Source organism: Luteibacter anthropi (assembly GCF_011759365.1).
In the GTDB taxonomy this organism is placed as follows: domain Bacteria; phylum Pseudomonadota; class Gammaproteobacteria; order Xanthomonadales; family Rhodanobacteraceae; genus Luteibacter; species Luteibacter anthropi.
Genome location: NZ_JAARLZ010000007.1, coordinates 102,783 through 121,707, shown reverse-complemented (window position 1 = coordinate 121,707; position 18,925 = coordinate 102,783). Strand labels below are relative to the sequence as shown.

General features: G+C 63.9%; 16 protein-coding genes, 1 tRNA gene and 1 riboswitch. Of the genes, 11 read left to right on the top strand and 6 right to left on the bottom strand.

The window, feature by feature from the left end; all coding sequences use genetic code 11:
- Positions 1-87 precede the first annotated feature (87 nt).
- From HBF25_RS13955 to HBF25_RS13945, 3 genes are all read left to right on the top strand, one after another.
- Positions 88-172, top strand: a tRNA-Leu gene (locus tag HBF25_RS13955).
- 220 nt (positions 173-392) lie between these two features.
- Entirely contained in the window at positions 393-752 is a 360-nt protein-coding gene (locus tag HBF25_RS13950) for a DUF4274 domain-containing protein (RefSeq protein ID WP_166949395.1), read from the top strand.
- A 55-nt stretch (positions 753-807) separates the two neighbouring features.
- Complete coding sequence (locus HBF25_RS13945) at positions 808-1,266, top strand: HIT family protein (protein ID WP_166949393.1); 459 nt, start codon at positions 808-810, stop codon at positions 1,264-1,266.
- Positions 1,267-1,453: 187 nt separating this feature from the next.
- Here the strand turns inward: HBF25_RS13945 and HBF25_RS13940 are convergent, their stop codons facing one another.
- Complete coding sequence (locus tag HBF25_RS13940) at positions 1,454-3,445, bottom strand: RICIN domain-containing protein (RefSeq protein ID WP_166949391.1); 1,992 nt, start codon at positions 3,443-3,445, stop codon at positions 1,454-1,456.
- 396 nt (positions 3,446-3,841) lie between these two features.
- Here HBF25_RS13940 and HBF25_RS13935 point away from each other — a divergent pair, with 396 nt between their 5' ends.
- Positions 3,842-6,088: a TonB-dependent receptor gene (locus HBF25_RS13935; RefSeq protein ID WP_166949389.1), complete on the top strand. Its 2,247-nt coding sequence runs from the start codon at positions 3,842-3,844 to the stop codon at positions 6,086-6,088.
- Here HBF25_RS13935 and HBF25_RS13930 read toward each other — a convergent pair whose 3' ends face one another.
- A complete protein-coding gene (locus HBF25_RS13930) occupies positions 6,089-7,240 on the bottom strand; it encodes an alpha-D-ribose 1-methylphosphonate 5-triphosphate diphosphatase (protein ID WP_166949387.1) in 1,152 nt (383 codons plus the stop codon).
- Positions 7,241-7,320: 80 nt separating this feature from the next.
- Here HBF25_RS13930 and phnF point away from each other — a divergent pair, with 80 nt between their 5' ends.
- Positions 7,321-8,076: a phosphonate metabolism transcriptional regulator PhnF gene (gene phnF / locus HBF25_RS13925; RefSeq protein WP_166949385.1), complete on the top strand. Its 756-nt coding sequence runs from the start codon at positions 7,321-7,323 to the stop codon at positions 8,074-8,076.
- On the opposite strand, the gene HBF25_RS13920 is transcribed toward phnF, so the two are convergent.
- Both HBF25_RS13920 and HBF25_RS13915 read right to left on the bottom strand, forming a co-directional pair.
- Positions 8,066-9,250 (bottom strand): TIGR03364 family FAD-dependent oxidoreductase, encoded by a 1,185-nt coding sequence (locus tag HBF25_RS13920; RefSeq protein ID WP_166949383.1) that lies wholly within the window; start codon positions 9,248-9,250, stop codon positions 8,066-8,068. The two genes, phnF and HBF25_RS13920, sit on opposite strands and share 11 nt — an antisense overlap.
- Positions 9,247-10,575: a DUF5690 family protein gene (locus tag HBF25_RS13915; RefSeq protein WP_166949381.1), complete on the bottom strand. Its 1,329-nt coding sequence runs from the start codon at positions 10,573-10,575 to the stop codon at positions 9,247-9,249. The genes HBF25_RS13920 and HBF25_RS13915 overlap by 4 nt, the downstream gene beginning before the upstream one ends.
- Positions 10,576-10,783: 208 nt before the next feature.
- Between HBF25_RS13915 and HBF25_RS13910 the strand changes: the two genes are divergently transcribed.
- Together HBF25_RS13910 and HBF25_RS13905 are read left to right on the top strand one after the other, a co-directional pair.
- A complete protein-coding gene (locus tag HBF25_RS13910) occupies positions 10,784-11,068 on the top strand; it encodes a type II toxin-antitoxin system HigB family toxin (RefSeq protein WP_166949379.1) in 285 nt (94 codons plus the stop codon).
- Entirely contained in the window at positions 11,065-11,478 is a 414-nt protein-coding gene (locus HBF25_RS13905) for a helix-turn-helix domain-containing protein (RefSeq protein WP_166949377.1), read from the top strand. The genes HBF25_RS13910 and HBF25_RS13905 overlap by 4 nt, the downstream gene beginning before the upstream one ends.
- Positions 11,479-11,480: 2 nt before the next feature.
- Here HBF25_RS13905 and HBF25_RS13900 read toward each other — a convergent pair whose 3' ends face one another.
- Complete coding sequence (locus tag HBF25_RS13900; protein WP_166949375.1) at positions 11,481-12,374, bottom strand: LysR family transcriptional regulator; 894 nt, start codon at positions 12,372-12,374, stop codon at positions 11,481-11,483.
- 98 nt (positions 12,375-12,472) lie between these two features.
- On the opposite strand from HBF25_RS13900, the gene HBF25_RS13895 reads away from it, so the two are divergent.
- Positions 12,473-13,297 carry an SDR family oxidoreductase gene (locus tag HBF25_RS13895; protein WP_166949373.1) on the top strand — a complete coding sequence of 275 codons (825 nt, stop codon included), beginning with the start codon at positions 12,473-12,475 and terminating at the stop codon, positions 13,295-13,297.
- 171 nt (positions 13,298-13,468) lie between these two features.
- A riboswitch (glycine riboswitch) is annotated at positions 13,469-13,564 on the top strand.
- A gap of 42 nt (positions 13,565-13,606) precedes the next feature.
- On the top strand, positions 13,607-16,477 hold the full coding sequence (gcvP, locus tag HBF25_RS13890) for an aminomethyl-transferring glycine dehydrogenase (RefSeq protein WP_166949372.1): 2,871 nt from the start codon (positions 13,607-13,609) through the stop codon (positions 16,475-16,477).
- Positions 16,478-16,687: 210 nt separating this feature from the next.
- Here gcvP and HBF25_RS13885 read toward each other — a convergent pair whose 3' ends face one another.
- The gene (locus tag HBF25_RS13885) at positions 16,688-17,626 is read right to left on the bottom strand and encodes a LysR family transcriptional regulator (protein WP_208392581.1); all 939 of its coding nucleotides are present in this window, start codon (positions 17,624-17,626) and stop codon (positions 16,688-16,690) included.
- Positions 17,627-17,702: 76 nt separating this feature from the next.
- Here HBF25_RS13885 and HBF25_RS13880 point away from each other — a divergent pair, with 76 nt between their 5' ends.
- Together HBF25_RS13880 and HBF25_RS13875 are read left to right on the top strand one after the other, a co-directional pair.
- Positions 17,703-18,419, top strand: a complete 717-nt coding sequence (locus HBF25_RS13880) for an SDR family NAD(P)-dependent oxidoreductase (protein WP_166949370.1) — start codon at positions 17,703-17,705, stop codon at positions 18,417-18,419.
- Positions 18,416-18,883 (top strand): RidA family protein, encoded by a 468-nt coding sequence (locus HBF25_RS13875; RefSeq protein ID WP_208392580.1) that lies wholly within the window; start codon positions 18,416-18,418, stop codon positions 18,881-18,883. The genes HBF25_RS13880 and HBF25_RS13875 overlap by 4 nt, the downstream gene beginning before the upstream one ends.
- Positions 18,884-18,925 lie beyond the last annotated feature (42 nt).

Sequence of the window (18,925 nt, the reverse complement as noted above, 5' to 3'; positions counted from 1 at the left end):
TGTGAAAAATCGTTGACAAGTTTACCCGACCTGCCTAATCTACGCGGCTCACGGGGCAGCAACGCAACACACTGCTTCGAGTCACCTGCCCAGGTGGCGGAATTGGTAGACGCACTAGTTTCAGGTACTAGCGGGTAAAACCGTGGAGGTTCGAGTCCTCTCCTGGGCACCAATACAGAATGCGGCACAAGGCTTCGAAAGCTTCTGGCGCAATTCTACCGAACTAGCCACCCTCATGGGTGGCTTTTTCGTTTTCACCTTTCCACCGCCTTCAGGCACGTCGGTTATCACTGCTTGTCCACTGGCGGCGAACGATGCCCCAACCACTTGCCATGGGTGGTTGCGCATCCAACAATCGACTTCAGGCCTCTCTCCCCGGGATACGTCTTCCGATGCCCCGCATTCCCTCTTCGAGTGCAACGCGTGCCGAACTGCGTGAACTGCTCTTCGACTACAACTGGGACGACGGGCTGGAGTTGCCCCGCGCCATTGCCGCGCACCCTGGTTGCGACCTGAGCCTGGCACTGGATCTTTTCTGGCTGGCGGATGCCTACGAAGCGCTGCTGTCATCCACGGTGGAGAACGAATTCAGCATCGAGCGGCTTGCGTTCGGACGGGCGCTTGCCCAGGACATCCTCGGCGGCCGATACCCGCGAACCGACGCCGTCTTCAAGCCGCCACTTTCGCGCACCCAGCGCCACCTGTTCGGGAAAGACGGCTTGCCCGCTATCTTTCTTACCGATATTCCATAGTCCGGGCCATGACCAGCATGAAGGCACTCGCATATCCATCGCCAGAGCTCAGTTCATGACAGAACATCTGATCTTCCGCACTCAGCACTGGTCGGTCAGTCATCGAAGGGATGCGCGATACCCCGGCTACCTGATGGTGTCGTCGCACTCGCAAAGCGCTGACCTCTACGAACTGAACAACGAGTCGCTGGCGGAGCTCGGGATCGTATTGAAGCAGGTTGAACTCCTGCTTCGGAAGGCCTATACGCCACTCAAGGTGGTGTTTTATAAACTGGGTTTTTCGCCCGGCTTCAGTTGCCATTTTCATGTAGCACCGGTGACTTCCGCGTTACTGGCAGAAGTCGCCCACCATCCCGGGTATGTCGACGTCCCTGACGGCAACGATGTGATCCTGTTCCTTAGCCGGGTTTACTGTGAGCGGGAGCTGATTACGGAAGAACAGGATGAGCAGCAGGCGACGATCAGGCGACTCCGGGAACAATGGCAAGACCTGTCGCCATCGTTACATCGATAGCGACAGACCAGACGCGGTGACTTCAGGAGCGGGCCTTGCCCGCGACCGCTCAGGATCATCGTTACGAATGAACGGGTGCGCCGCAACCGTTGAGTGCCTGGTATCGGCATTACCCGGTGCAATGCTTCATTCGCGATGTTCATTCGCCCGGCGGTCGCGGACGAGGCCCGCTCCTACAAGTCGTACGTCACTCCAGGCCGGCTCGCAAAACCACCGGGGACCAGCGCTGTTCGACGCCTGTGTTGCCGTACTTCGTCGACCAGTCCGCCGGTACGTGGCCTGGTACGGTGCCGTACGGCGCGGGAATCAGCTCCCCGGTAATGGGCTTGGCGGGGTACCCCGACCACGGCTTGAGAGCCGGGCTATGCGGATTCACCGGCAGGTCTTCGAAACGCCCGGCATCGACAACGATGCGCAGCTGACCATTCTGGACGTGCAGACGATGCAGTCTGCCGTCATAGCCGCTATGGATACGGTCTGCCCGCCATTCCCATCGCTGATCGTTGGACAGCGAGCAAGCCTTCGTCAGCAGGCTCTTCGTCTGGAAGTCGGCCTGGAGACACTGCTTGTTGCCTCGATTCACATAGCGGCCTTCGCTATCCAGGCCCCACATCTGTCCGCGATTCATAGGGTCGCAGGCAGCCAGTTCCACCACTCCGCTACGCTGGGTGACACAGCCTCCCATGCCTTGTTCGGACCTCAGCAGCACTGTGATCTCGCGGGTGAGGTACGGATGGGAAAGATCGAGGTCGTAGCTACGTGACCCTTCCACGGGCGCGGTCGTATCGGAATGGCGCCAGGTCGGCCCGTCCCACCACCATTTCTTCGTATTGAGATCGAAACCCGCGGAGATTTCTACGCTGGCAATCCCCTCGTACGTTCCCGGCAACTTCCACATCGAGGAAGTGGCGATGCCGGCCGTCCTCATCATGGGCGTCATGTGCTTTTCAGTGAGGTCGACCCTGTCGGAATAGACCTTTTCGACTAGCACATGCTTGAGCCTGTCGGCAATGGGAGCCTCCCAGAGCATACGCTTGCCTGCGTCCACTTCTCGTGCCAGGAGCGCGTAGTCCTTGAAGCTGAAGGCCAGTTGCTCACGCGTGGTATGCGAATAGCCAACCGACAGGTTGAACGGAATTTTTGCCGCCAGCAGGGAATCCGGTTTGCCATCGGCAGAGAGCGAATCTCCGGACGTGCCGCCGATATTGAAGGTGCGCTCCGAACTCTTCTCGTAATTGAATTCGGTACTGGTTTCCGTGGCCGGAAGATGTGCCACCATCTGCGGATTCTGGCCGGCAGCACTGACCTTGTGACTTACCCTGTAAGTCCACGGGAGGTAGGCCGCGGACAGGTTGACGCCTTCCTTGTGCCCCTCGTAAATGCCCGCACCACGCGATCCATAGCCTCGCGGTGCATAGGTCGGCCATACGTAGACGTGGATCTCCTTGTCGTCGCTAGACCGGTCGGCACTGCGAATGACATCGATGGCCAATTTGCCGGTGATCTCGTCAGTACCGGTCTCGAATGTGCCCTCGTGAATACGAAGGATCGGTACCGTGCCCTTGTCGTCATCGGCACTCACGGCGTCACGGGACGCAGTCGCGACCGGAACAGATGCCGCTTCGGCCTGAAAGCGGCCCAACGCCGCCGCCGATGCAGAAGACCACTGCGGCGTCCAGTGCGCCTCGTCCTGGGCACTGCCGAGGATATCGATGTTCCCGTTCTTTTCATGGACAAAGATCACATCGCCACCCGAAGGAGCGACACCGAAGAAACGGGAAACCGCATGGCGATCACCATCGTCCATGCAGACAAAGACAGGAACACCGGCCTCGAACAAGGCCGAGAGCCTGGCCCGGCTTTCACCCAGCTTATCCAGTTCGCTGGCGGCAATAACCACCATGGCCTGGGTACCGGGCGCTTTCAGGCGGCCCATGTCGACATCGTTGAGGCGGTTGCCATACATGATGCGATCATCGGACACGGTGCCGGCGAAGCGACGAACATGATAAGCATGGCCGGTACCACCGAAAAACACGAGTGGGCCAACGGCCGACACGTGGTGTGACACGAGTGATTCATGAGCGAACGACGTGGAAGGAGCCGTCATCGCTACGCCTGCAAGCAGGGCAAATCCGACGGCGGCAGTAAGGGAACGACGTGGGGAAGTGGACTGCATAACATCTCCTTGTTGTGGGTCCTGCGGCAAAGGTAGCCGCTTCAACGATCATGTCGATCCGGCTTTGCTCAGGCGCATCGGCTGTCCGCCCCACCCTGGACCTTGCGCCAGGAGCCCATCCCTGACAGAAACATCGGGCCCTGGTCACTGCACTACCTACGCTCCTGTAGGCAGTGACCTGACCAAGACCTGGCATTCCCCTACATCCTCATCAGCCATCCGCCTTCTCGCTGCATCACCAAATCCCCCTGTCTAGACAGCGAGCCGCGATTGTCCAAAACGTGCCGCCTGCCCGACACCTGCGAAGCATCCCGGCGTAACGCGGCCAACGCGTAATGGGCGCCCATCACCCCTGCCACCGTGGCCGGGGTCTGGACCTCCATCGAAGGCTTGCCCATGACGCCGCTTCGCACCCCGCTTTGCCTTGCCCTGTTCGCCGCCCTGCCCCTCATGGCCCATGCCGATGACGTCGCCGACAAGGTGACGGATGCGAAGAAGGACCCGACCACGCTCGATACCGTGTCCGTCGTGGGCCAGAACGCCACCCGGCAGGTGCAGCAACTGGGCAAGCTGGACATCCAGCAGCAGACGCCGGGCACCAGCCCCTTGCAGATGCTCCAGCGCATGCCCGGCGTGCACTTCGTCTCAAACGAACCATTCGGCACCGACGAATGGTCGTCACGCATCAGCCTGCGTGGCTTCAACCATACCCAGCTTGGCTACACGCTGGACGGCATCCCGCTCGGCAACGCCGATTACCACACGGGCGACGGCCTGAGCGTCACCCGTGCATGGATCGGTGAAAGCCTGGGCGAGCTTGATCTTTCCCAGGGCTCGGGTGCCCTGGGTACCGCCTCAACGAGCAACCTGGGTGGCACGGTTCAATTGCATACCGACGATCCCAGCCGTACGCCTGGCGTACGGGTCAACGCTACCGGCGGATCGTACGGTTTCAAGCGTGGGTATATCCGCGGCGATATCGGCGAGCATGATGGCTTCAGTGCCTATGTGGCGGGCATGTATGTCGATGCGCCCAAGTGGAAGGGCGACGACGGCCAGCGCCAGCGCCAGTTCATCGGCAACGCCATCTACGACTGGACCGGCGGCCGGATCACCGGCATCGTGGATGTCGTTCGCCGTACCGAACAGGCCTATCTCGACCTGTCGAAGGATTCGCTGCGTCGCTGCGGTTATCGCTTCGACTACCTGGCACCCGACTGGCAGCGCTCGGTGGATATCGCCAACGGCAAATACAGCGGCTGCGTAACCTCGGCGGACGACACCTATTTCAACGGCAACGGCATCCGCCAGGACGAGATAGGCTCGGTGAAGGGCGAGTTCTTCCTCAGCGACAATCTCACGCTGAACGTGCAGCCGTATTACCACCATGACCTCGGCCAGGGTCACTGGTATGCACCGAAGTCCGACCTGCCGTACACACCCGCACCGGGCGACGCCCCAATCGCCCTACGCCTGTCGCACTACCTCATGACCCGCGGCGGCATCATGAACTCGCTGGAGTATCAGCTGGGCGAACATCATCTCCAGGCGGGGTTCTGGTTCGAAGATAGCCACTACACCATCGCGCGCAGCTTCCAGGCCATCCCCGATGGCGGCCCGATCAGCCAGGACCGCATCTACGACACCTACGACAACGTGCTTTTCCGCCAGCGCTTCATGACGCTGACCCGCCAGTGGTATATCGAGGATGACTTCTCGCTGCTCGACGACCGCCTGCATATCGATGGCGGCTTCAAGGGCCACAACGTCACGACCAATGCCATCGCCCTGCTGCCGGGCCGCGCCAGCGGCGCGCTCACTGCCAGGAGCGATTTCCTGCCACAGATCGCCGCCAACTACCGCCTCGGCGGTGGCTGGGAAACCTTCGCGTCGTTCCAGGTGAACCAGAACGCGTACGAACCCGGTGCGAACGGTGCCTGGTCATCCGACCAGAAAACCTTCGACGGGCTGAGCAAGCACCTGCGCCCGGAACGCTCGGCCAACAGCGAACTGGGTGTGCGCTATGTCGACGACACCGTGCAATCGTCGCTCGCGCTGTACAACATCGACTTCAAGAACCGCCTGCTGGTGATCGTGCCCTGTGCCGGCGTGGTGAGCTGCCCCAACCAGATTGCCAACGTGGGCAAGGTGAACGCGCGTGGTGCGGAATTCACCGTCGTCTGGCAGCCCACGCGCGATGTCCGCTGGTTCAACTCGGCCACCTACAACGACGCCAAGTACAAGGACAATTACCTCGATGGCGGCGTACTCGTGCCCACGCGCGGCAAGACGGTCGTCGATTCGCCGAAGAAGATGCTGGCCAGCGAAGTCAGCTACCGGTTCGGCGATGTCGAGGCAAAGCTCGGCGCGAAGTACACCGGTGCGCGTTACTACACCTACGTGAACGACCAGCGCATTGGCGGCTTCACGTTGTTTGACGCAGGACTTACCTGGAACCTGGGCAGGATGGGCTCGGTGCAGTCCACCAAGGTATCGCTCACGGTCAGCAACCTGCTGGGCAGGAAATACGTGGCTACCATCGACAGCAACGGCTTTACCACGAGCGATCCCAACGGCACCTTCCAGACCCTGCTGGTAGGCGCGCCACGGCAGGGCTTTCTCACCGTGGACATGACGTTCTGATCAGAGCCTGGGCTGGCCCGCCACCCATACCGAACGAACCACCGGCTGCGCCCCATGCATGCGGACGCGCAGCAGGTCGGCGCGCAGGCCGGGCTCGATACGGCCCCGGTCACTGAAACCCAGCACACAGGCCGGTGCATCGCTTACCGTGCGGATGGCATCGGCCAGCGACCAGCCGGCTTTTTCATGGAGGATGAAGGCGCCGTGCAGCAGGCTCGTGGGCATGTAATCGGACGACAGGATATCGAGGCAGCCGGCACGCGCCAGCTCGATCGCCGCCACGTTGCCCGAATGGGAGCCACCGCGCACGAGATTGCTGGCTCCCGCCACCACGCGCAGTCCGGCGTGGTGCGCAGCCTGCGCCGCCGCCAGCGTGGTCGGGAATTCGCAGATGGGGGCCCCGGCGGCAACCGCCTCGTCCACGTGGGAGGGGTCGGTGTCATCGTGACTGGCCAGCGCGATACCGTGGCGCTGCGCCAGCACCAGTACCCTGGCGAGCTGATCGGCGCGATAAAGCGCCTGTTGCGCGCGGCGCTCCTCGAGGATGCCGGCGAATTCCTCGTCACTCCACACCAGGCCGCTGCGGCTGTAATAGCGGCGGTACTGGTTCACGTCGCGGTATTGCCGCTGTCCCGGCGTGTGATCCATGAGCGAGAGCAGGCGCAGGTCCCGCCGTGGCGCGAGCGGCGCCAGCAGGTCCAGAAGGCCCGGCCAGCTCAGTTCGCAGCGCAGGTGCAGGTGATGGTCGCAACGAAGCAGGTCATGGGCCCGGGCTTCGTCCAGCGCGGCCAGTGCGCCATCGAGCGTATCCAGGCGGGTGCCGTCTTCTTCCAGGTCACCCAGGGACAGCGCATCGAGCACCGTCGTGATACCGGCGGCCAGCAGCTGGGCATCATGCGCCAGCAGGGCCGGCAACGCCGGCCAGACCACGCCCGCGCGGGGGACGAGGTGTTTTTCGAGATTGTCGGTATGCAGTTCCAGCATGCCCGGCAGCAGGTAGTCGCCGGCAAAATCCACGGCGCCGGGGGGAATCTCATCGCCAGGCAGCAACCGGCTTACCCGGTCGCCGGTGACCTCGATGCCGCCCTCGACCACCCGGTCAGCCAGCACCACGCGGGCCCGCGCGATACACCAGGTAGCTTCGGGTGTCATGTCAACGAAAGCTTGTCTTTCCATACTCGCCCTGTGCCTTCATACCGCAGCCAAGGCTGCGCCACAAAGATGCAACCTTGATGGCAAACCGACTCCAGCCACCCGACCGCGATAACGACATGCCGGTCTGGCGCCAGATCGAACAACAGGTGCTCCGGCAGATCCACGACGGCGTGTTGCGCGGCGGCGACCGCCTGCCCTCCGCCCTGGAACTGGCCCGCCAGCTTCAGGTCAACCGCCACACCGTGCGCCGCGCGCTCGATGCGCTGGAAGAACGCGGCGTGGTGCATGCCGAGACCGGCCGGGGCCTGCGGGTGCGTGAAGAGTCCTACGACTACGCCATCGGCCGGCGCACCAGCTTCAGCCGCAACATGAACAACCTCAATGTCACCTCGGGCAACCGCGTACTCGGCACCGCGCTGGTGACGCCGCCACGTCGTGTAGCCGAGTCCCTGGCCCTCGCACGGGGCGAACGGGCCTGGTGGATCGAGTCGTCCGCCCATGCGGAAGGTCGCGTACTCGACCATGGCCAGGCCTGGTTTCCGGCCGTCCGCTTTCCCCGACTGGACGAGGTGTTCCAGCGTACCGGCTCGGTCACCCGTACGCTGGCCGAGTTCGGCGTACCGGATTATTTCCGCTCGTATACCCGTGTCACGGCCCGGCTGGCCGGCGCGGTCACGGCGCGCATCCTCGAACAGGCTGCGGATCTGCCGGTGCTTGAGGTGGAGTCGCTGAACGTGGACGCACAGAATCAGCCCGTGCAATACGGGCTGACCTGTTTCGCGGCGGAAAGGGTGCAGCTGGTGCTGTCCACCCCGGATGTAGTCAGCCGGTAGCGGCGAGCGCCACGGCATCGCGCTGCGGTTGCAGGCGGCCGGAGACGATGTCTTCGGCCAGCCCGAAGGACAACGTCATGCCCAGCCCGCCACCGCCCACGCCATTGACGATGGTCACGCCAGGCTCCGCTTCGAGCACCAGTTCGCTGCGGCCCGGCTCAGTCAGTTTCGCGTAGGTGCCGTGCCAGGTCTGCTTGACGTTCCAGTGCGGCAGGTCGAGTACGCCACGCAGGTAATCCACGATGCGGCCATTGATCGATGTTTCATCGAACGGATCGAGCGTATGCCCGTATTCGTGTGAATCACCGCCGGTGATCTCGCCCAACCCATTCTGTGCAGCCATCACATGGATACCCAGCGCCGTGAGGTCGGCGTAATCCACCGCAAGGCGGCTGCGCAGGCGCTCGATGCCCGGCAGGCCATGGAAGCCGCTGTAATGCGCCATCGTCAGGCCACCACACACCACCGGCCCCAGGCGGAACGACGACGGCTGCGCTTCCAGCCGCAACATCTGCAGCTTGCACTTGGTGATGGCCTGGCGATCGTAGAGTTCGGGAAACAGCGTTTCGAAGTCACTGCCACCGGCCACGTAGATGACGTCGGCGGCATAGCGCCTGCCGCCACTCCAGACCCATGGATGCTCTACCCGCGTCACGGCCTGTCGCCAGTGGAAGGTGACGCCGTAACGCGCAGACAACCACGCCGGCATGGCGCGAATCGCTTCACGTGGATCAACCACGAGTTCGTCATCGCTCAACAGTGCGCCGAGCAGGCCTTTGCTTACCAGTCCCGGCGCATGGCGCAGGGCTTCCCGGGCGTCGATCGCACGGCACGGTCGCAGGCCTGCGTTCGCCTCGGCGTATTCATTCATCACCTGCCATTCGTCGTCGTGCCACGCCGCCACCAGGCTGCCCGACGGCGCGGACCAGGTGCCGGTTTCATCGCAGAACTGCCGCCAGATCGAGCGCGAACGCAGTGCGCGGTCGTAGAGGGGGCCGTTGGGCACGCCGATAGGCCACACCGTACCGAAGTTGCGCACCGAGGCGCCCACGGCACGCTCATGCCGATCAAAGACGGTGACTTTGTAACCGGCCTCGGCCAGCGCGCGGGCGAGCGCAAGACCAACGATGCCGGCGCCGACGACGATGGCGCCGGGTTGCTGCGAATGACTCATAGCGAATGACGTTCCATGGGCAGGGAGGGAATGGGTGCGGCTGCCTCGTGCCTGCGGGCTTCCCGCCAGAACCAGCGGGCAGCGAGGCCGTTGAGGGCAAGCCCCAGCAGACAGGCGAGCAGCACGGCGCGCTCGAAGAAACGTGTCCAGTCGAGATCGAGGCCGGCGAAGGCTTTGGTCAGCAGCACGCCGACACTGCCGAGATAGCCCGCCGCATCGGCAATGCACATCACGAACGAGGCCGTGCCGACAACACGGAAGGTCGCCATGAGGCGCTCGAAGAACACGCCATTGAGCAGGATGTAAGGCAGGTAAAGGCCGAAACCGACCAGCACCATCCACATCAACGGAGGCAGCTTGCCGTGGGCAAAGGCCAGTGTCGCGAAGATCGCACACAGCAGACCCAGCGCGATCATCGCGTGGTTGAGCAACAAGGCACGCATGTTGTCACGCACGAGACTGAGGGCCGCCGTACACAAAAGCACACCGATGCCGATGGGCGTATCGACCTGGCCGAACACCCATGCATCATGGCCAAAGCCCAGGTCACGAAAGATTTCGGTATCGAAGTTCTCGCGAAAATCGCGCAGCACCGTGAGCAACACGTAAAGCGGCACGACCAGCAGAAGCCCCGGCAGGAACCGGCGCACGAAGGCACGCCGGGCCGCGGCATCCATGCTGCCGCGAGGCGCGCGCGCTGCAATGTCTTCTGCATCGGGGCCGGGCAACCGAGACAACACCCGCAACGAAAGCAACAGGGGCGGCACGAACACCAGCCCCGTCAGGAAAGGCATCCAGTGCTCGCTCACACCCGACAGCAGCAGGGCCTTGCCCACGCCCTTCACGACCCCGGATGCAAAGATGAAGCTCGATGACAGGATGGCCCCCATCAACTCCGTGGCACGCCGCCCCTCGATGTAGCCGAACACCAGCCCCCAGACCATGCCCAGGGGCATGCCGTTGAGGAACAGGAAAACGATGCCCAGCGTCGGGGGTACCAACGCAAAACCCAGTAGCGCCACCCACGACACGCCGATCAGGCCAAGGATCGCCCTGCCCCGCTGCCCACCCTGCCACTCGGAAACAAAACGCAGGCCGATGAGCTTGCTGAGCGCGTAACCGAGCACCTGCGCGATCACCAGCCATATCTTGTAGTCGAGCCCGCCGAGGCTCATGCCGTCATAGCTGGCCGCGCTGAACGGCTTGCGGAAGGCATACATGCACGAATACACGCAGAACGCAGCCAGGCCGGCCAGAAGAGGCATGAGCACCCTCGCCTGCCGCGGAGGCAGGCGGGCTATCCAGCCATCGTGTCGTGTCGTCATGCGAGCCTCCATCGGGTATGAGGCATGCTCGCCGGGCACTGTGGCGTGGCAGTGACGCGACCACCGACAGTCGGGCGGATTGTCTAGACGACTCCCCGCCTGCCCGATGCAAGGTCCACCACCTGCACGCATCGAGGGACGGCGCCGCTTACTTGCAATGATCGCAATTTGCGATATTCTTGACCCCAAGGCTAACGGATCAAGCTCCATGCGGGTTATCAGCAATCGGCGCCTCGTCGACTTCGCCTACCTTCATCCTGATGCCGGGCCCGCGCTGCAAGCATGGAGAAAACTCCTCGAATCCCGGCCCTATCTGGGCTTCAACGAATTGAGGCAGGTTTTTCGCAGCGTCGATATCGTGGGTGATCGCTTCGTCTTCGACATTCGCGGAAATCGTTACAGACTCATCGCCGCCATCAGTTTTTCAGCGCAGATCTGCTACATCAAGGCCGTGCTGACCCACGCCGCGTACGACCGAGGTCACTGGAAATGAAACCCAATCGTGTCATGGAAAACATCGTCACCTATTGGAACGCCTTCAATACTGCTTCCGGCCTTGGGCACATCGAGACCGAGCACGATTACGAGGTGGCGACCCATCTGGCCGATACGCTCGTGGATGACGGCGCCATCGATGAAAACCACCCGCAACACTCGCTCTTTCTGCTCGTTTCCGATCTCATCTACGCCTATGACCAGCGCCACTACCCCCAGCGCAGCGTGCATGGCGTGGATCTGCTCCGTTTTCTGATGGAGCAGCATGACCTGCGACAGAACCAACTACCGGAGATCGGCACGCAGAGCGTGGTATCCGAAATCCTTTCCGGCAAACGCGAACTCACGGTGAACCACATTCGCGGACTCGCCGAGCGCTTTCATCTGAGCCCTGCAGCCTTCTTCTGAGGCTATGACGTACGCTCTCGCACGAGATCGATAAACGCACGAAGGCCTGCCGACATATGTCGGTGGGCCGGGTAGTAAACGCTGAGCCCGTTGAAGTACGGGCACCAGTCTTCCAGCACTGGAACGAGGCGCCCGTCGGCAATGTAAGGTGCTACGCTGGATTCGCTGGTCCAGATCAGGCCCAGGCCGTCGAGGGCAGCGGCGATCATGATCCGGTGACTGTCCAGGCCCAGCGGGCCATCCACGTCGATGCGTCGCTCTTCACCGCGTTTCCCGAACTCCCAGCGATACCAGCTGCCGCTGGGCAGGCGGCTGCGGATGCAGGTATGACGTAGCAGGTCTTCTGGTACCAGTGGTTTTTCCCTGCCTTCGAAATACGAAGGCGCGCCGACCACGAGGAAGCGGATGTCGCCCGTGCAACGTACCGCGACCATGTCCTGCGGCACGTTGTCGGTGTCGCGGATGCCTGCGTCGAAGCCTTCGGCCACGATGTCCACGTAGCGCCCTTCCGTGATCAGGTCCAGGCGCATGTCCGGGTAACGGCGCAGGTAGTCGAAGAACACGGGCTCCAGCAGCATCATGGCGGCGCCCTCGGAGGTGTTGATGCGCAAGGTGCCCGTGGGGGTGTCGCGGAACGCGTTGGCTCCTTCCATGGCGGCCGCGATCTCGGATAGCGCCGGTCGCACTCGCGCCACGAATTGTTCGCCCGCCTCGGACAGCGACACGCTTCGCGTGGTCCGGTTGAACAGGCGCACGCCCATGCGCTGCTCCAGCATCGCCACGGCGTGGCTCAGCGCCGAAGGAGACATACCCATGGCGACCGCCGCGCGACGGAAGCTCTGGTGCGTGGCGACCGCCAGCACCGCCTGTAGCTCGACCAGGCCGGCCTTCTGCATTGTGCGAAATCCTGCATCGATTCGTCCCGCACAAGCCTGATTGTTCGGACAGTCCGGCGCAACTAGTTTGGTGTCCGTCACCCACGGAGTCCTTTCCCATGCGCAAGACCGTCCTCATCACCGGTGCCTCCACCGGCTTCGGCAAGGCCACTGCCGAATACTTCGCCGCCCGCGACTGGAACGTCGTGGCCACCATGCGCAACCCGGACGCCGGACAGGCGCTGGCGGCCCTGCCCGGCGTGCTTGTCACCCGCCTCGATGTGGAGGATCGCGCCAGCATCGACAGCGCCATCCGGGAGGGCATCGAGCACTTCGGCGCCATCGACGCGGTAGTCAACAACGCCGGCTTTGGCCTGTTCGGTGTGTTCGAAGGCACCTCGCGGGAGAAAATCCAGCAGCAGTTCGACGTGAACGTGTTCGGAGTCATGGACGTGATCCGCGCCCTGCTGCCGCATTTCCGCGCACGCCGGTCGGGCACCATCGTCAACGTCAGTTCGGGCGCCGGGGTGTTCGGCCTGCCGATGATCTCGTTGTACAACGCCAGCAAGTTCGCGCTGGAAGGGTTCTCCGAATCGCTGTCGTACGAGCTGGCCTCGCAGGGCATTGCCGTGAAGATCGTGGAGCCCGGCGGCGTGCTGGATACCGGCTTCGGCCACCGCTCGGCCAGCGAGGCCGGCCAGCTGGCCCTGCCTGCCGGGTACGAGGATTTCGCCACGGCGACCGCCCGGGTGTTCGAGGGCCTGCGCGACAAGCGCCTGGCAACGTCGCAGGACGTGGCGAAGGTGATCTTCGACGCCACCACCGACGGTACCGACCGCCTGCGCTATCTCGCCACGGAGGATATCCGCCCCCTGGTGGAGGCCCGCCGGCAGACCTCCGAGGAAGCCTACATGGCCTTCATGCGCCAGCAGTTCCAGCGCTGATCCTGTAGGAGCGCGCCTTGCGCGCGACCCGGCGTGGCCATGCCCCCGGTCGCGCGCAGGCGCGCTCCTACAGGGTATAATCGGGTGCTTGAAGCACGGTGGGAGAAGCGGACGGATCCGCTGCCGAAGGCGCAACGCCCGTAATCGCTCAGGCCCCCATACCACCGCGCGAGACATCACTCTGGAGAGACCGGTTCGATCCGGCGCCGAAGGTGCAAGGGGCTTCCCCGCCCCCAAACTCTCAGGCAAAAGGACAGAGGGGCGCCCCACGTGCCGGCACGGCACGGTACTTCGGATGCCTCCAACGCCATGAGCCAGAAAACCTCTCCCTCGCTGCGCGACCTCGAGAACCACGGCGCGTTCATCGAACGCCACATCGGTCCCAACGACGCCGAGATCGCCGAGATGCTGTCCGTGGTCGGCCATGCGTCGCTCGACGCGCTGACCGACGCCATCGTCCCCGGCTCGATCAAGTCCCCGGCACCGCTGGCCCTGCCCGCCGCCGTCACCGAGGAAGAGGCCCTGGCGAAGATCCGCGCCGTGGCCGACCGCAACCAGGTGTTCCGCAGCTTCATCGGCCAGGGCTACTACGGCACGCTCACGCCGAACGTCATCCTGCGCAACGTGCTTGAGAACCCGGCGTGGTACACGGCCTATACGCCGTACCAGGCCGAGATCTCGCAGGGCCGCATGGAAGCCCTGATCAACTTCCAGACCATGGTGACCGACCTCACCGGCATGGACATCTCCAACGCCTCGCTGCTCGACGAGGGCACCGCGGCGGCCGAGGCCATGACGCTCGCCAAGCGTTCGGCAAAATCCAAGTCCAACACCTTCTTCGTGTCGAAGGACGTCCACCCGCAGACCCTCGAAATCCTGCGCACCCGTGCCGACGGCATCGGTATCGAAGTGCACGTGGGTGACGATGCGGATGCCGGCAACGTCGACAGCTTCGGCGTGCTGCTGCAGTACCCGAACACCTTCGGCCGCATCAACGACTACAAGGCCCTGGCCGAGGCCACGCATGCCCGCGGCGCCATCGTCTGCGTTGCCACCGACCTGCTCGCCCTCACCCTCATCGCCTCGCCGGGCAGCTGGGGTGCCGATATCGTCGTGGGCAACACGCAGCGTTTCGGCGTGCCGTTCGGTTTCGGCGGCCCGCACGCCGCATACCTGGCCTGCCGCGACGCCTACAAGCGCTCGATGCCGGGCCGCCTGATCGGCGTGTCCGTGGATACCGAGGGCAAGCCGGCTTACCGTCTCACCTTGCAGACCCGCGAGCAGCACATCCGCCGCGAGAAGGCCACGTCGAACATCTGTACGGCGCAGGTGCTGCTCGCCGTGATGGCCAGCATGTACGCCGTCTACCACGGTCCGGAAGGCCTGCAGCGCATCGCCCGTCGCACGCACCGGTTTGCCGCTATCCTGGCCGGCGCGCTGGGCAAGGCTGGCGTCACCGTCGGCAATGACTTCTTCGACACGCTGCATGTCACCGGTGTCGATGCCAACGCCATCCACGCGAAGGCCGAAGCCGCGAAGATCAACCTGCGCCAGATCGATGCCGGCTCGGTGGGCATCAGCCTCGACGAGACCACCACCCGCGCCGACCTCGTGGCGCTGGCCGCTGTCTTCGGTGCCGACGCGAGCAACATCGACGCGCTGGACGCCGCCACCGCCGACGCCCTGCCGAAGGCCCTGGTGCGCGACCTCGACTTCCTCCAGCACCCGGTGTTCAACACGCACCACAGCGAACACGAACTGCTGCGTTACCTGCGCGGCCTCGCCGACAAGGATCTCGCGCTCGACCGCACCATGATCCCGCTGGGTTCGTGCACCATGAAGCTCAACGCCACCGCCGAGATGATTCCGGTGACGTGGCCGGAATTCGCCAACATCCACCCGCTGGCCCCGGCTGAGCAGGCGCAGGGCTACAAGCAGCTCATCGACGAGCTGGAAGCCATGCTGGTCGAGTGCACCGGCTACGATGCCGTGAGCCTGCAGCCGAACTCCGGTGCGCAGGGTGAATACGCCGGCCTGCTGGCGATCCGCGCCTACCACCGCTCGCGCGGCGAAGGCCATCGCGACATCTGCCTCATTCCCGAGTCGGCCCATGGCACCAACCCGGCGTCCGCGCAGATGTGCGGCATGCAGGTGGTGGTGACCCGCTGCGACGCCAACGGCAACGTGGACGTCGAAGACATCCGCAAGAACGCCGAAAAATATTCCGACCGCCTTGCCGCGATCATGATCACCTATCCCTCCACGCACGGCGTGTTCGAGGAAGACGTGGTCGCCATCTGCGACATCGTGCACAAGCACGGCGGCCAGGTGTACACCGACGGCGCCAACATGAATGCGCTGGTCGGCGTGGCCAAGCCGGGCAAGTGGGGCTCGGACGTCTCGCACCTCAACCTGCACAAGACCTTCTGCATCCCCCACGGCGGCGGCGGCCCGGGCGTGGGCCCGTGCGCGGTCAAATCGCATCTTGCCCCGTTCCTGCCGCGCACCTTCGGTGGCGAGGGCGAGGTGGGCATGGTCAGCGCGGCCAGCTTCGGTTCGGCTTCGATCCTGCCGATCTCCTGGATGTACATCACGCTGATGGGCACCGAAGGCCTGCGCAGGGCCACCCAGGTGGCCCTGCTCAACGCGAACTACATCGCAAGGCGCCTGGCTCCGCACTACAAGACGCTCTACACCGGTCGTAATGGCTTGGTGGCGCACGAGTGCATCCTCGACCTGCGTCCGCTGAAGGACGTCACGGGCGTGGGCGCCGAAGACGTCGCCAAGCGCCTCATCGACTTCGGCTTCCATGCGCCCACCCTGTCGTTCCCGGTGGCCGGCACGCTCATGGTCGAGCCGACGGAAAGCGAATCGCAGCACGAGCTGGATCGCTTCATCGACGCCATGATCCAGATCCGCGAGGAAATCCGCGCAGTGGAAGACGGTCGCCTGGATCGCGAGGACAACCCGCTGCGCAATGCCCCGCACACGGCCACCATGGTCACGGGCACCGAGTGGTCGCACGCTTACCCGCGTGAGCTGGCTGCGTTCCCGCTGCCGTCGCTGAAGCTGTCGAAGTACTGGCCGCCGGTGTCGCGCGTGGACAATGTCTACGGCGACAAGAACGTCATGTGTGCGTGCATCCCGGTGGATGCGTACAAGGAAGATATCGAGGCGTGATGTACCTGCGCGCGGCCGGACGTACCGTCATGTCCGGTCGCGCGCAAGGGCACGGCAGCTCTTGTAGGAGCGCGCCCGCGCGCGACCCTTCGTGCCGCGACAACCGGTCGCGCGCAAGGCGCGCTCCTACAGGGCACGATAGCTCTTGTAGGAGCGCGCCTGCGCGCGACCCTTCGTGTCGTGACAACCGGTCGCGCGCAAGGCGCGCTCCTACAGAGTTATCGGGTGCCAGTAGGGGCTTTGCCAGGCTTTCAGGGCGTCGAGGAATACCCGCAGGCGCGAGGGCATGAAACGTCGCGTCGGATAGACGGCATGCACCGGGATCACCGGTGACGACCACTCTGGCAGCAATCGCACCAGCTCACCGCTCTCCAGCCGCGCGTCGCAATAGCCCGATGGCAGGAAACCCACACCGTGGCCGCGATAAACGAACGCACTCACCGAATTGAAGTCGCTGCCCGACAGCGCGCCGGACACGTGCACCTTTACCGATCGACGCCCCTTCACCAGCTGCCAGTCGGTTTCGTTGTTGCGCGCATTCAGCAACACACACGCATGCAACGACAGCCCCTCCGGCGTCGCAGGTACGCCATGGGCTTCCACATAAGCTCGCGTCGCCACGACATAGCGCACGCTGTCACCGATCCGCTGCGCCACCAGCGATGAGTCTTTCAACTCGCCAAAACGAAGACCCACATCGACGTTCTCGGCAACGAGGTCGACGAACGCATTCGTCACTGACAGCTCGATCTGGATGCGCGGATACGCGCGCATGAAGGCCGACACAAAATCGAAGAATTCCCCCTGCCCCAGCACGGCAGGCACCGAGACACGCAACAGCCCCTCCGGATCGCGCTGCGTTTGCGTCAACGTACGCTCGGCATCCTGCAATCGCTCCAGCGGCTCGTCGCAGGCTTCCAGATAGGCCCGCCCCTGTCCGGTAAGGCTCAGCTTGCGCGTGGTCCGCTGGAGCAGGGTCACCCCGAGGGTTTCCTCCAGGTCGCCCACGCGCCGGCTGACCGTCGAAACGGGCATCCCCAACGACCGGGCGGCCCGGGAAAAGCTACCCAGCCGGGCTACCCGCACGAAGATGGCGATGTCGTTGAGATCCAGCACGAAACTTTTCCATTGATGGGAAAGATATTCCATATATTCCCATCTAATCGCCAAATCCAGTACTTCCCATACTTCGCCCCAGTCATTCCACCATCGACTGGAGGCAGTCATGAAAACCGTCATCATCACCGGCGCATCGCAGGGTATCGGCGCCGGGCTCGTCAATCTCTTCCTTGAGCGTGGCTACAACGTGGTGGCCACCTCGCGCCGGGTCAGCCAGTCTCGTGAGCTGCTGCCCTCGGATCGCCTGGCCCGCGTGGATGGCGATATCGCCGACCCGGCCACGGCAGATGCCGTGCTCGCGACCGCCGTGGAACGTTTCGGCGGCGTGGATGCCCTGGTCAACAACGCAGGCATCTTCATCGCCAAACCGTTCGTGGAAACCACCATCGAGGAATACCGCAGCCTCGTGGCGACCAATCTCGACGGCTTCCTGCATATCACCCAGCGCGTGATCGCGCGCATGCTGCGCCAGCGCACGGGCGGCAGCATCGTGAGCATCACCTCCCCGCTGGCACAGAACCCTATTGCAGGCCTCAACGCCGCGGCGTCGATGATCACCAAGGGCGGCATCGAGGCCGCGACGAAGAACCTCGCCATGGAGTACGCCGGGGACGGCATCCGGGTGAACACGGTGTCGCCAGGTATCGTGGATACGCCGCTGCATGCCACCAATCCGAAGGATTTCCTGGCCACCCTGTCGCCGATCAAGGGCATTTCCAGCGTCGATGAAGTCGTAGACGCCGTGGTCTTCCTGACCGAAGCACCGCGCATCACCGGGGAGCAGGTTCGCGTCGATGGTGGCGCGCACCTGGGCAAGTGGTGAACGGCTCGGCAGAAGGCCGGCTGGCGGCGCTGGGCCTGAGCCTGCCGCCGGCACCCACACCCTTCGGCAGCTATGTCGAAGCGGTGCGCGTCGGCGACATGGTGTACTTCAGCGGCATGCTGCCCGCGGTGGGGCACGACCTGCCGATCCTGGGCCGGCTGGGTGCGGAACTGACCGTCGAGGAAGGCCACAAGGCGGCGCAGATGGCCGTGCTGAGCGGCCTGTCGGCCGCCAGGGCCTTCCTGGGTTCGCTGGACCGGGTGACCCGGGTGGCGAAGCTGGGCGTGTATATCGCCACGGCCGGCGACTTCCGGGAGCACCCTCGGGTGGCCGATGGGGCATCCGACGTGATGCGCGCCGTCTTTGGCGAGGCCCTGCTCTCCGGCCGCGTCGTGCTGGGCGTGGCAAGCCTGCCCCTGGGCGTCCCAGTGGAAGTGGAACTGCTGCTGGAAGCCGCAGGCTGAGGGCACTTCCGTACGCCTTCGCATTCGCCTCATTGAGCTTTG

Excerpts from the sequence above, each read along its gene's own strand:
- HBF25_RS13950 (WP_166949395.1), top strand. The coding sequence starts at position 393 with ATGCCCCGCATTCCCTCTTCGAGTGCAACGCGTGCCGAACTGCGTGAA.
- HBF25_RS13945 (WP_166949393.1), top strand. The coding sequence starts at position 808 with ATGACAGAACATCTGATCTTCCGCACTCAGCACTGGTCGGTCAGTCAT.
- HBF25_RS13940 (WP_166949391.1), bottom strand. The coding sequence starts at position 3,445 with ATGCAGTCCACTTCCCCACGTCGTTCCCTTACTGCCGCCGTCGGATTT.
- HBF25_RS13935 (WP_166949389.1), top strand. The coding sequence starts at position 3,842 with ATGACGCCGCTTCGCACCCCGCTTTGCCTTGCCCTGTTCGCCGCCCTG.
- HBF25_RS13930 (WP_166949387.1), bottom strand. The coding sequence starts at position 7,240 with ATGACACCCGAAGCTACCTGGTGTATCGCGCGGGCCCGCGTGGTGCTG.
- phnF (WP_166949385.1), top strand. The coding sequence starts at position 7,321 with ATGGCAAACCGACTCCAGCCACCCGACCGCGATAACGACATGCCGGTC.
- HBF25_RS13920 (WP_166949383.1), bottom strand. The coding sequence starts at position 9,250 with ATGAGTCATTCGCAGCAACCCGGCGCCATCGTCGTCGGCGCCGGCATC.
- HBF25_RS13915 (WP_166949381.1), bottom strand. The coding sequence starts at position 10,575 with ATGACGACACGACACGATGGCTGGATAGCCCGCCTGCCTCCGCGGCAG.
- HBF25_RS13910 (WP_166949379.1), top strand. The coding sequence starts at position 10,784 with ATGCGGGTTATCAGCAATCGGCGCCTCGTCGACTTCGCCTACCTTCAT.
- HBF25_RS13905 (WP_166949377.1), top strand. The coding sequence starts at position 11,065 with ATGAAACCCAATCGTGTCATGGAAAACATCGTCACCTATTGGAACGCC.
- HBF25_RS13900 (WP_166949375.1), bottom strand. The coding sequence starts at position 12,374 with ATGCAGAAGGCCGGCCTGGTCGAGCTACAGGCGGTGCTGGCGGTCGCC.
- HBF25_RS13895 (WP_166949373.1), top strand. The coding sequence starts at position 12,473 with ATGCGCAAGACCGTCCTCATCACCGGTGCCTCCACCGGCTTCGGCAAG.
- gcvP (WP_166949372.1), top strand. The coding sequence starts at position 13,607 with ATGAGCCAGAAAACCTCTCCCTCGCTGCGCGACCTCGAGAACCACGGC.
- HBF25_RS13885 (WP_208392581.1), bottom strand. The coding sequence starts at position 17,626 with ATGGAATATCTTTCCCATCAATGGAAAAGTTTCGTGCTGGATCTCAAC.
- HBF25_RS13880 (WP_166949370.1), top strand. The coding sequence starts at position 17,703 with ATGAAAACCGTCATCATCACCGGCGCATCGCAGGGTATCGGCGCCGGG.